Annotated in this window: 10 protein-coding genes; 4 read left to right on the forward strand and 6 right to left on the reverse strand. The window is 45.5% G+C overall.

The genetic code is table 11. From position 1 onward, the window contains the following. The first annotated feature begins 21 nt into the window (after nucleotides 1–21). The 4 genes from AK966_RS06260 to xni all read left to right on the forward strand — a co-directional run bounded on the left by AK966_RS06260 (nucleotide 22) and on the right by xni (nucleotide 6401). Nucleotides 22–2304: a lipopolysaccharide assembly protein LapB gene (locus AK966_RS06260; protein ID WP_099080905.1), complete on the forward strand. Its 2283-nt coding sequence runs from the start codon at nucleotides 22–24 to the stop codon at nucleotides 2302–2304. A gap of 98 nt (nucleotides 2305–2402) precedes the next feature. Further along, complete coding sequence (locus tag AK966_RS06265; RefSeq protein ID WP_099080904.1) at nucleotides 2403–3968, forward strand: diguanylate cyclase; 1566 nt, start codon at nucleotides 2403–2405, stop codon at nucleotides 3966–3968. A gap of 216 nt (nucleotides 3969–4184) precedes the next feature. Next, a complete protein-coding gene (gene ppnN / locus AK966_RS06270; RefSeq protein ID WP_099080903.1) occupies nucleotides 4185–5561 on the forward strand; it encodes a nucleotide 5'-monophosphate nucleosidase PpnN in 1377 nt (458 codons plus the stop codon). A 57-nt stretch (nucleotides 5562–5618) separates the two neighbouring features. Beyond that, complete coding sequence (gene xni, locus AK966_RS06275) at nucleotides 5619–6401, forward strand: flap endonuclease Xni (RefSeq protein WP_119463735.1); 783 nt, start codon at nucleotides 5619–5621, stop codon at nucleotides 6399–6401. Nucleotides 6402–6501: 100 nt separating this feature from the next. Here the strand turns inward: xni and rlmM are convergent, their stop codons facing one another. The 6 genes from rlmM to AK966_RS06305 all read right to left on the reverse strand — a co-directional run bounded on the left by rlmM (nucleotide 6502) and on the right by AK966_RS06305 (nucleotide 12631). Next, nucleotides 6502–7593, reverse strand: a complete 1092-nt coding sequence (gene rlmM / locus AK966_RS06280; protein WP_099080901.1) for a 23S rRNA (cytidine(2498)-2'-O)-methyltransferase RlmM — start codon at nucleotides 7591–7593, stop codon at nucleotides 6502–6504. Further along, complete coding sequence (locus AK966_RS06285; protein WP_119463736.1) at nucleotides 7590–7988, reverse strand: DUF423 domain-containing protein; 399 nt, start codon at nucleotides 7986–7988, stop codon at nucleotides 7590–7592. The genes rlmM and AK966_RS06285 overlap by 4 nt, the downstream gene beginning before the upstream one ends. Further along, the gene (locus AK966_RS06290; RefSeq protein WP_099080899.1) at nucleotides 7978–8601 is read right to left on the reverse strand and encodes an alpha/beta family hydrolase; all 624 of its coding nucleotides are present in this window, start codon (nucleotides 8599–8601) and stop codon (nucleotides 7978–7980) included. The genes AK966_RS06285 and AK966_RS06290 overlap by 11 nt, the downstream gene beginning before the upstream one ends. Beyond that, on the reverse strand, nucleotides 8582–9502 hold the full coding sequence (locus tag AK966_RS06295; RefSeq protein ID WP_119463737.1) for a transcriptional regulator GcvA: 921 nt from the start codon (nucleotides 9500–9502) through the stop codon (nucleotides 8582–8584). The genes AK966_RS06290 and AK966_RS06295 overlap by 20 nt, the downstream gene beginning before the upstream one ends. Nucleotides 9503–10018: 516 nt before the next feature. Beyond that, nucleotides 10019–11467, reverse strand: a complete 1449-nt coding sequence (gene thiI / locus AK966_RS06300) for a tRNA uracil 4-sulfurtransferase ThiI (RefSeq protein ID WP_099080897.1) — start codon at nucleotides 11465–11467, stop codon at nucleotides 10019–10021. Between the two features lie 219 nt (nucleotides 11468–11686). Then, nucleotides 11687–12631: a flagellar motor protein MotB gene (locus AK966_RS06305; protein ID WP_172438189.1), complete on the reverse strand. Its 945-nt coding sequence runs from the start codon at nucleotides 12629–12631 to the stop codon at nucleotides 11687–11689. Nucleotides 12632–12646 lie beyond the last annotated feature (15 nt).

Here is a 12646-nt window from a genome sequence, read left to right on the forward strand (position 1 = left end):
CAGTTCGAGGGAACGAAAACGATGTTTTGGGACAGTTCGCGTCTATACTGGCTGATTGGCTTTCTTTGCTTATTGCTAGCACCGCCACTTCACGCGACCATTTTATCTTCTGCTTTGCTGAATGAAGCTCAACAATTGACTGAGTTTGAACCTTCCCAAGCTAAACAAGCGGCCAAAAACTACCTACTTCAACGCGAACTCATTGAGCGCATAGAAAACAGCAGCCCCTCCGCGATGTCCCGTGAAGAGACCGATCGTAGTATCCGCACACCAAGCAGTACCATCGAAGCGTACAAAATCATTGCTCAAGCCGACTATGTTATGGGCGATTTGCGAAGTGCGATTAAGAGCTTAGATGAAGCGGAGCGCCTTGCGAAAGAGTATCAATTGCCGTACATGGAACTGGGTGTGCAATTGACTCGCAACCAAATGGTGTGGATGTACGACAAAAACTATGCGGCGGCAGAGAAAAAGCTGAATCAAATTGAGCAACAGATTAACGAGGCGAAACCCGCACTACAACGCGCAAACAGCATTCGTTACCATTTAGTAATGCAACGCGCCCTGCTTGCTTCACATAGAGGCGAGACAGCGAAAGCCGAGCAACTTTACATCGAAGCAAAAGCGATGCTCAAAGAAAAGCGTTCTGATCTAATTTTAATTGATTACTACACGACTTTAGGCGAGTTCTATCTCAACAACAAGCAATACAACCTTGCTCTTTCTGAGTTACTTTATGGCTATTGGCAATCAATTGAGAGTGATAACGGAGCCAAACTAGCGAAAGTAAACCGTTTATTAGCACGATTGTTCCAAGAGCGTCGCGTATACGATAAAGCGATGGAGTACTTATCTCAGGCCGCAGATTTTTATGATAGTTATCCTAACTCGCCAATTTTGGCAGATGTCCTTGAAAATATGGGGGATGTTTACTTCTATCAAGGCAAATTTAATCTTGCTTTAGTGCACTACTTCAACGTGTTAGATCATAAGAGCACTAGCCAAGATATTCACCGAGATATCAATCTTCGCTTAAGTCTTGCCGCGACCTATTTACAACTCTATAACTACCCTTTAGCAGAACAATATCTAAAGCGTGCCAACGAGTTATTGGAATATTCCGACTTAACCAATTTAGAAGCCAAAGCGGCTTTGCTTCAGTCCGGCTTGGCTTATCACCAAAATGACAGCCAAAACGTAATTAAAAACGCTCAATACGCACTCGATCTTCTTGAGACGTTGCCCAACGCATCCGACTTCATTAAGCAGCAATCTTACCGTTTATTAGGCTTAGGCTACGAGCAGGCTGGTGAGTATCACTCCTCTCTTCAAGCATTTAAAAAATACATCAACCTAGTGCGCGTAGAACAAAGGCACCTTAACCAAATCAGTGAAGATGCCTTCCGCCAGCAAAAAGAATTTGCCGAGCAAAGCATCCATCACGTTGGCCAAGCCGACAAACTGGCGTTGGTTGAGATGGAACACCGCAAATTCCAGAAGATCTCATTCGCGCTATTTATTTCGGTACTATTCATGTTCTTATTTATCATGCGCCGAGGTGTGATTATACAGCGCCAAGCGAGTGAAATAGATAAGCTTCGTAGCGATCTATTCACGCACTCTCGCTCTCGCTTAAATAACCTACGCATGTTGAACGTGAAGTTATCTGGTTCATTAAAAAAATCCAGCGATACGTTTGAGCAATGGCAGATGGGGGAACTGATCCACGAACCTCTGAATGATCGTTTGCGCTTTGTCATGATAGACCTACCATTCCTACGCAGTATGTATGTACAGCACGGATACAAAGCTGGCCTTGAATTGGAACGAGCGTTTGGTGACTTCCTTGCTGAAAAAATTAAGAAACCAACACGCTTGTATCATTTTTCCGATGCCAATTTACTTTACATTGAGCCCAATGCTGACCGAAATACCTCTGGCGAAGCCACCTTTGAAAAGTTCCAGAAGTGGATAGATGAATTTGCTCAGCAACATAACGTTAGCCGCATCATTCGTATGGGGATCAGTGATTATCCATTTTTACCACGAGCTTATACCGCGATTAACGGCGAAGAGCTGCTCGACTTATTGCTTCTTGCAACCCATGTTGCTCGTGAGGTCAGCCTAAAAGATAAACGCAGCCATTGGGTATTCTTAAAGGCCATCGACAATGCTCCTGCTGCGAGTTTTGCAAGTCATGACATAAGAACGGCGTGTCTACACGCTATCCATCAGGGACTAATAAAAGTTCATTCTTCTTACAAGAATGAGGAGGACATCAAAAAAATATTAAAAAGTGGATAATTTACTAACTGTTGTTCTTAAACAATGATGACGCTAATACGTTTTTTGTTATTATGACATAATTATCAGCAGTTCATGGACTTAGTTGTAGTCACTTCATGGGAATCTTGGAATCCGATATTCAGTCACATCTTCATCAGCTGAGTTGTCAACTTGACAAGCTCAGACTGACTCATCGTGACACTTCACTCAAATTTAAGCGTGAGCAACAGGTTCTAAAACGCGTCGTGGCCGCATTGTCTTCTGCTTGTCAGGGGGCAAACTCTCAAGTCACTAGCTATCTGTTTGAAGTTCAGCAAGAGCTGGAGCTTCAAAAAGATGTCAGTATTCTGATCCCTCGTTTGGCCGTACTAGAAAGAATGCTCAAACAGCAGTCAAAGGCAATGGATAAGCAGAGCGATTACCTCAACGAGCAAGTGAAGCACAGTGCTGCGACACTACAACGTGCTCCGGGTTTACCAGCACAACTCAAGCGAGAGTTGCGTAACCTAATGAGTTGCTCCGGCACTCATGCTTGTAATAACGTTGACCAAGCGACAAAATTACTTAGCATCTACGAACGTTCGCTGAAGATAATGACTGCCAATTCGCGCCTCAACCTCTCTGAGCTTGAAAACAACCCAGATAGATCTCAATTAGAGTGCCTTGCTAGCGATCTGCAGCGTACCATTACGGAACTCAATTTCGAAGGTGACTCTGGTGATCAACTGCTTGATATTCGCTCAAAGCTACTGTTAGGTGTGAATGCCGAGTCGTTGATTGAGCTGACTTTAAATACGCTGAAGTTAGTCGTCGAAGCAACCAAATCGGAACGTAAGACATCCGAGCAATTTTTGGTGCAGTTAAACGCGTCTCTTTCAAGTAATCTTAAAACCGCACATCAGAACGTCGATCAGCATCAAAACTACTTTGAACATCGCCAAGAGTTGAATGCTGAAATGAACGATTTAGTAGGTCTCAGCCAAAAATCGCTCGAGCAAGCACAAGATTTAGCCGCACTGAAGCAAGAGATCGCTCCACTACTTGCACAAATAGCATCACTATCTGAACGGTTAAAGATGACGGAAGAGCGTGAGCAAACCCTCCAAGAACGTTTAAATTACAATAAAAATCAACTCGCATTGGTGTTTGAAACTACCCAGGAGTATCATCGTCGCCTAGAAGATCAAGCACAACGCATGTTGCTTGATCCTTTGACCAAAGTATACAACCGCGCGGCGTTCACTGACCGAATGGAACACGAATACCGCCGTTGGATCCGCTCACAACAAAACCTTCGAGTGGTGATGTTTGACGTCGACAACTTTAAAGCGATTAACGACAGCTATGGTTATACGGCCGGTGATAAGGCTTTAAAAATCATCGCTCGTACCATTCAAAAACGAGTGGGAAAAACCGAAACCGTTGCTCGTTTTGGCGGTGAAGAGTTTATTATTCTTATTCCAGAGCAATCCGAAGAGTACACGCTAGAACTGATGAAAAATATCCAAAAAGACATCAACGCATTACCATTTAAGTTCCGTGAACAAAACATCATGATCACGCTCACAGCTGCTTCCACTGCCTTTAGAGAAGCCGATACCCCAGAATACGTACTCGATCGCCTAGGTATTTTGTCAAAAGATGCAAAGCAGCGTGGTCCTAACCAAATTAACTGGAATTAAAACCGCTCAAAAAAACGCCAAGATCGCACTTTTGATGCAATCTTTCACCATATTGCCGAAAATTTCAATGAGTTATCACATTTCTCTTCTCCCAGTCTGCTAAGCTAACTACACACCCTAAAACAAACTCCACCAACCATTTGAGTCAAACTATACGTACAAACAAACAGATGCGTTGGTTTCTTTCCTCTAAAAAAGCATTAGCAAGGAGGCCCTATGATTACCCATATCAGCCCCGCAGGTAGTATGGACTTGCTATCCCAACTTGAAGTCGAACGTCTAAAAAAAACCGCATCAAGTGACCTTTACCAGCTTTATCGTAACTGCACGCTAGCAGTGCTTAACTCTGGTAGCCACACAGACAACTCAAAAGAATTGTTAGATAGATATCAATCTTTTGATGTCAACGTGGTTCGCCGCGAACGTGGTATCAAGCTAGAACTCTCTAACCCACCAGAGCATGCGTTCGTAGATGGAGAGATTATCAAAGGCATCCAAGAACATCTGTTTTCAGTACTTCGAGACATTGTGTACGTCAACATGCACTTAGCAGATAATCAACGCCTAAATCTAACCAACGCGACCCACATTACCAATTTGGTGTTTGGCATCTTACGTAACGCAGGCACACTAACGCCAGGTATTGAACCAAACTTGGTCGTCTGCTGGGGAGGACACTCGATCAATGCCACCGAATATCAATACACACGCGAAGTGGGACATGAGCTCGGGCTACGAGAGCTGAATATCTGTACCGGTTGTGGCCCAGGTGCGATGGAAGGCCCAATGAAGGGGGCGGCAATTGGACATGCGAAGCAGCGCTATACCGAGCAACGCTACCTTGGCCTTACCGAGCCGTCAATCATCGCGGCCGAGCCACCAAACCCGATCGTGAATGAGCTGGTGATCATGCCAGATATTGAGAAACGCCTTGAAGCCTTTGTTCGAATGGCACACGGCATCGTGATCTTCCCTGGCGGTCCAGGTACTGCCGAGGAATTACTGTACATTCTTGGTATTATGATGCATCCAGAAAACGCCGACCAGCCCATGCCAATCGTATTAACTGGTCCAAAAGAGAGTGAAGCTTATTTCCGATCTATAGATGCTTTTATTGCAGATACGCTAGGTGAAGAGGGCCAGAAGCATTATCAAATCGTCATCGATGATCCTGCGGAAGTCGCACGCATCATGAAGTACTCAATGGAAAAGGTTCGCCTTCACCGTAAAGAGAAAGGTGACGCATACAGCTTTAATTGGTCACTTAAGATTGAACCAGAGTTCCAACTGCCATTCGAGCCCAACCATGAATCAATGGCAAGTTTAAACTTGAACTTGAACCAAAAACCGCAAGTATTGGCCGCCACGCTGCGCCAAGCGTTTTCCGGTATTGTTGCTGGTAACGTTAAAGCCGAAGGGATTAGAGAGATCGAGCAACAAGGTCCCTTCACTATCCATGGTGAATCAGCATTGATGAAAAAACTCGACACGTTACTCTCAGACTTTGTAGAGCAGCACCGTATGAAGCTACCAGGCGGTAGCGCGTACGAACCTTGTTATCGAATCGCTCATCCAGAAAATGCAACTCGATAGAAAGAGCTACATTGGTTACACTAGGGGCATTACGCCCCTTTTTACTGCTAAGTCATTATGTCTATTCATCTTGTTATCATTGATGCCCTAAACCTGATCCGCCGCGTGCACTCTGCACAGCCCGATCCCACTGACATAGCAAGAACCATTACCACGACGAGCAGAACACTGACTCGCATCCTGTCTGAAGCGCAGCCAACTCACATCATCGCCGTATTCGATCACCACGAACAAGACCGTGGCTGGCGCGCTGAAATCCTTCCTGACTACAAACAAAACCGCAAGCCAATGCCAGAGCCGCTCATGCAAGGCTTAGACGCGATTCAACAAGCATGGTGGGAACAAGGGATCGACTCATTGCTGTCTGAAGGCGATGAAGCAGATGATTTGGTCGCAACACTGGCCACCAAAGTCGCGAGCCACGGCGAGAAAGTAACGATTGTCTCGACCGACAAAGGTTACTGCCAACTATTATCTCCGACTCTACAGATCCGAGATTACTTCCAACATCGTTGGTTAGATGAGCCATTTATCGAAAAAGAGTTTGGCGTAAAACCATCTCAGCTTGCCGACTACTGGGGTTTAACGGGTATCAGCTCAAGCCAAGTGCCGGGCGTACCGGGTGTTGGTCCAAAAGCAGCGAAAGAAATTCTGACTCAATTTGAGGATATTGAAGCGGCATACGCGAGCGAAGAGCTGGCCCCAAAATATCGCAAAAAGTTAGATGAGCACATTGAATCTGCGCGTTTATGCAAACGAGTAGCAGCACTGAAATGCGATATCGAACTCGGCTTTAACCTGCAAGACATTCGCTTTACTGGTCCAAACAAAGCAGAATAACCACCCGTTTGGTGAGAAGCCCTATCTTCCAGACAAGAAAAAAGCGCCCAATTTAAGGCGCTTTTCTTATTCTGCTCTACTGCTTAAGTGAATGCGTAGATTAATGCGGAGAGATGTTAGACAGACACTGAATGTGAATCGTGATCTCTTCACGATCATGGTACAAGTGTTTTGCTTGCAGCTTGAATTTCACCTTATTCTCAATCAAGAACGTTTTTAGGTTCTCAAGATCTTGCAACACTTCGTCGTAACGACCTTTCATTGGTAGCTTCAGGTTGAAGATTGCCTCTTTCGCCCAACCTTTTAACAACCATTGACCCATAAGGTGCGCAACGCGAGCTGGTTTCTCAATCATGTCACACACAATCCAAGTCACGTTCTTACGATCGGGTTCAAACTTAAAACCATCCACCATATGGTGCTTGATTTGACCCGTTTCCATTAGGCTATCTGCCATCATGCCGTTATCAACGCAATGAACGAACATCGATCGTTTAACCAATTGGTAAGTCCAACCACCTGGACACGCACCGAGATCAACCCCCCACATGCCTGGAGCAAGACGCTCATCCCACTCTTCACGTGGAATAAATACGTGGAACGCTTCTTCCAGTTTTAGTGTTGAACGACTTGGTGCATCCGCAGGGAACTTTAAGCGAGGAATACCCATAAAGAACTGCGAGTTATTGCCTGGGTATGAATAACCCACGTAACAATGACCTGGTGCAATAAAACAGATGTGCAGCACTGGCTTCTTCGCGTTGTCTTTATTCCACATCAGACCTTTGCCACGTAGAGCTTGGCGCATTGGAACCGTGAATTTACGGCAAAACTTTAGCAATTCTTTCGCTTCGTTGGTGTCTGGCGTTTCGATACGTAGATCGCCACAACGCGGAAAATCTTCCACTTCAGACAGTTCTGCAAGAATTGGACTGATACGGTCTTCGCTTGGTAGCGCTTCAAACTCGGCTGCAACAGCAAACATCTGACGTGCAAAAATCAATGCACTAAAGTCCAAGCCTTTGACTAACTTATCTGCGTCTCCATCTTGGTAACACTCGAAGACAACATAACCTGAGTTTTTCTTCACACGAGGGAAGCCGTACACTTCCAACTGTGTCGCTTTGTCCTGAATTTCACCAGCACACTCTTTCTCAAAGCCAGAACGGCAATAGAGCATTAGTTGTTTCACTTGGAGACCTCTTTGATATTAAACGCAGCAAAAAAGAACAGACACCAGCCGAACATGAACAACACCCCGCCCATCGGAGTAATTGGTCCAAACCACTTAATGCCCGTCAGCGCCAGCGCATAAAGACTGCCGCTAAAACAAAAGATGCCGATGATAAAGCAAATCGCCGCGATGAAAAAATACTTTTGTGCTTTTTGTCCCAAATTGACCAGTAGCAAGATGGCACAAAACGCGATAGCCAAAGTATGGATGAATTGGTACAAAACGCCGGTTTCAAATACGCCAAGTAAATAGGGCGACAATTTGGCTTTTAAACCGTGTGCGGCAAACGCACCTAACGCTACCGATGTCAGACCCGAAATACCAGTAAACGAGAGTAACCACTTACTTTTCACGGTATACCTCTTTAATAAACGCCGCTAACTGCTCAATCGTCTGCGCTATATTATCCGCCTCGGTATACCCTGAGCGCTTACGCGGTTTAAAGCTGTGGTCACCATCTGGCAGAAAGCTCACTGTGACCTGCTCTGATAACGCGAAGCCTTCGAACTCTTCGCGCTTGCCGAACGTATCGCGCTCGCCTTGTAGAATTAAGGTTGGCTTGTCGATGCTAGCTAAATGCTCGCCTTTGTATTTCTCTGGTTTACCCGGTGGGTGGAATGGAAAACCCAAACACGCAATGCCCGCCACTAGCTCATTATCTGCGAGCAAACTCGACATTCGACCGCCCAGCGATTTACCACCAATAACGATGGGAGCGGAAGTAAAGTGAGTGATCACTTCTTGGTACGCTTCAAGAAGCTTTGGCGCGCGATCTGGCGGACGCTTTTTGCCGTCTTCGGCACGCTTGACCATGTAAGGGAAATTGAAGCGCACCACACGAATACCCTGATCAACCAATCCTTTGGCAACGGCCGCCATGAACTCATGCTCCATGCCTGCGCCTGCACCGTGAGCAAAAATAAACAATGGTCCGTTTTCTGGCCCCTCAGCTATCCAATGGTTCATCGAGTACTTCCTCTTGTTCTTTTCTCGCGGTTGCCAACATCCAATCTCGGAAAGTCGCGATACGCCCCATGTCCGCTTGCTGTTCGTGACATACCACGTAGAACGCATTCTTAGAAACCAAAACCTGGTCAAATGGCGCAATCAAGCGTCCTGCTTCCATCTCTGGTTTGGCTAATACGTTGTTTCCTAATGCAACTCCCTGCCCATGAGCTGCCGCTTGCAAGACCATGGTTGAGTGACTAAATATTGGACCATGATTCACATTAATCCCGTCAACATTGTAGTGTCGAGCAAACTGTTTCCAATCTTTTCGCGACGTATCATGTAACAAAGTATGCTGTTTTAGATCACTTAGAGATTCCAATGGTTTGCTACCTAAAAGTAGCGAAGGTGAACAAAGTGGGATCAAATACTCTTGGTAGAGTTTATCTGCACGCAAACCTGGCCAATTACCACGTCCATAATAGATCGCGACGTCGACATCATCCGTCAATGAACCTTCATCCATATCCACCGCTTTGATACGTACATCAATGTCCGGTTCTTGAGCATTGAAGTCGGCCAAGCGAGGCACCAACCACTGGATAGCAAAACTTGGTGGCAAACTGATAGTCAACGCCCCTTTTTCACTGCGTTCTAATACCTTATCGGTCGCATCTGCAATGGAAGTGAAGATATCTTTAATGTCTAAGAAGTAGCTTTGCCCCTCTTCTGTGAGCAGCAGTGAACGGTTACGGCGACGAAAAAGCTTCAATGATAAGAATTCTTCTAGTGCTTTTATTTGATGGCTCACTGCTGCTTGAGTCACAAACAGCTCTTCGGCTGCACGGGTAAAACTAAGATGGCGAGCTGCCGCTTCAAATACGCGAAGCGAATTCAGTGGAGGCAATCGACGAGACATAAGGAACCTCAAATAGGATTAGTTTTTTTAATCTGAAACATTATAAAATGTTCATTGTCGAACAGCCAGATAAATTCTATATTTCACCTCGCAATACGAGCCTGAACGGCTTGATTTTTTATGAATCAATTGGCTTCGTTATTGCGATGTTGTGTTTGCAAACTCGCATTTCGAGTTAGGTAGATTTCTACCGTGATGTTTTGTCGACATTCCCTGTGACAAAACAGATACTTCCTGTATTTATTTTGACCTGTCTGTCAAATTTGTTACACCGCCTGGTTCAGGCGGTGTTTTTTTATCTAACAAATTCATGCTTCTCCCCCTAAAAATCTTGCACTAAGGTCACCTTTCCAACCGAATTTCGGATTAATTATCGTTATATCAATACAGCACTAAAACGGTGCGAAGCATCTCTATATTTTAACGTCTTACACATAAATTTTAGGCGTCCAACAACGAAAAAAGCGCAAGCTGATTCCTCAGGTTGCGCTTTGTGGTCATTCCTATCGAAGGAGGTTACGGGCGATAAACTTTCACGTTGTTGAAGCCTTGCTCTTGTAAGTAAAGCGCTTGAAGGCGACTCATGACACCACGGTCACAGTACAGCAGGTAAGTCTTAGACTGGTCCAAGTCACCAAACTGAGTACTCAACTTGTAGAACGGGATGTGCTTAACATCAACACCATCGATTTCTAATGGGCTATCGTCTTCCTCTTCAGGGCTACGAATATCTAGCACAATGGCATGCTCTTCTACCGCTTGAACTTGCTCAACTTCTGGGGCGGCTTGTTCAGATTCTTTCGCAATGTCACGAATGTCCATTTGACGAGCTTCAAGAACCACTTTTTCTAGAATACTGAAATCGAATTTCGCTTCTTCTGTTTCTAGCTTATGTTTCACTGCTTTTACTGTTGGTTTCTTCGAGATAACACCACAGTATTCCGGCATGGTTTTAGCGAAGTCTTCCGTGCCGATATCGCGCGCTAGGTTAATGATGTCTTCTTTATCCCAGTTGATAAGTGGACGCAGGATTAGCGTATCGGTGACGTTATCAATGTGACGAAGGTTCGTTAGCGTTTGGCTCGATACCTGACCTAGAGCTTCACCAGTGACCAAAGCTTCAATCTTCAACTTCTCAGCAATCATTCCCGCCGCACGCATAAACATGCGCTTGAGGATAACACCCATTTGACCGTCATCCACTTTTTCTAGGATTTCTGCCACAACTGGTTCGAAGTCCACGGAGATAAAGCGTACTTTTGCTGAAGAACCGTATTTGTTCCATAAGTAGTGAGAAACCTGCTTAACACCGATTTCGTGTGCAGGACCTCCTAGGTTAAAGAAACAGTAATGGACTTTTGAACCACGTTTGATGTGCAGATAGCTTGAAACACCAGAGTCAAAGCCGCCGGAGATCAAGCTGAGTACGTCTTCTTGAGTACCTAGAGGGAAACCGCCAAGACCTTTATGACGCGCCAATACTTGGTTTAGCTTGTCGTTTGATACTTCGACCTTGATCGTTACTTCTGGGTTGCTCAGCTTAACGCGTGCGCTCTCAACCGCTTGGTTAAGACCACCACCGACATAACGCTCAAGTTCAAGCGAAGTAAAATCATGCTTACCGCGGCGCTTAGCGCGTACCACAAAAGTTTTACCTTCGATCGACGCACCGCTAAGTTCTAGCACTTGCTCGTAAATATCGTGCAAATCTTTAAACTCAGACTGTTTTACTTCTAATACGTGATGGATGCCTGGTGTATGCGTCAGGATTTCCAGTACTTCAGCGTAAAATTCGTCACTCTCGGAGGTCACTTCAATGTGATCACGACGGTTAAAAACCGCAACAGATTCCGTACGGTTCTTCACAATGTTACGAATGTTGCACTCTAAAATCTTTGTGAAGCGCTTACGCACAGATTCACTTTTTACAAAAATTTCTGGATGGGGCTTTACAATAAATTTCATAGTTTCGTTCGCAGGTTAGTTTCGCAATCAACAGTGAGTGATACTCCACCTCGGTCTATTTTACGTCGCAATGGAGAGCGTCGTTCACTACCGGTAGCCTGAGCTCACTTCAAAGGCGCAAGATTATACACCCAAGTAACCTCTAGGTGCTAGTTTCCGCGTAAATGTCAAAAAAAAAGCGAGCTAAACGCTCGCTTTAGTATAAGAATAAATACCGAATTACTGAATGACGGGGACTTCATCACTGTAAAGCGGTTCACCTTGCATAATACTGATCTCTACTCGGCGGTTAAGCGCACGGTTAGTGTCAGAATCATTCGCTACCAGAGGTTCGGTATCCGCCATGCCTCGCACACGCAATCTTTGACGTGAGAAGCCCCTGACTTTCTCCATCTCCTGCGCGACAGAAACCGCTCGCTGGGAAGATAGGTCCCAATTAGAGCGATAAAGCTCAGAATCGATTCTCTGGTTATCGGTATGACCAGAAATACGTACTATGCCGGGTACATCCTTTACTAATTCCGCTATCTGACGCACCAGAGGACGAAACTTGGGCTGCAAGAACGCCGATCCCTCAGGGAAAGCGCCTTTCTCGCGCATTCGAATCACGATTTGTTGACCAAGGTTTTCTACTTCGATCGCCCCTTGTTCAATCTCTCGCTCCAGTGCCTTCTTGATGCTTTCCATCAAAGTATCCATCGACTGCGAGGTCGCTTCAGACTGCTGCTGTTGCATATCAGCTTCTGACGATTGGTTGCTTTGCGTCGAGGTTTCTGGCGATTGCCCCCCGGTTAACTTACCTTGATCACGCTTTGTCCCCCCCGCACGATCAGATTCGCCTTCATGAAACTCTAATGTTTGCTGAGTGATGTCCATGGTTTGCTGCATGATGACATCAATCGGTGTCGGTTCAGGTCGCCCTGGACGAAACTCTTGCGCGATAATACTCGTCCCCTTTGGAATATCTTTCACCTCAAGTTGGTTTTGCACACCAAAGGCGAACTTCATCGAACCAGCGATCTGCTTGAACTTTAGGACATCCATCTCAGAGAAAGAGAGCAACAGTACAAAGAAACACATCAGCAGAGACATCAAATCAGCAAATGTCCCCATCCACTGGGGGAGCCCAGGTGGCGGGCAATCACATTTGTTATCTTCATCCATCAGATGACCTCCGGG

This window comes from Vibrio sp. PID23_8 (genome assembly GCF_003584965.1).
Classification (GTDB): Bacteria; Pseudomonadota; Gammaproteobacteria; order Enterobacterales; family Vibrionaceae; genus Vibrio.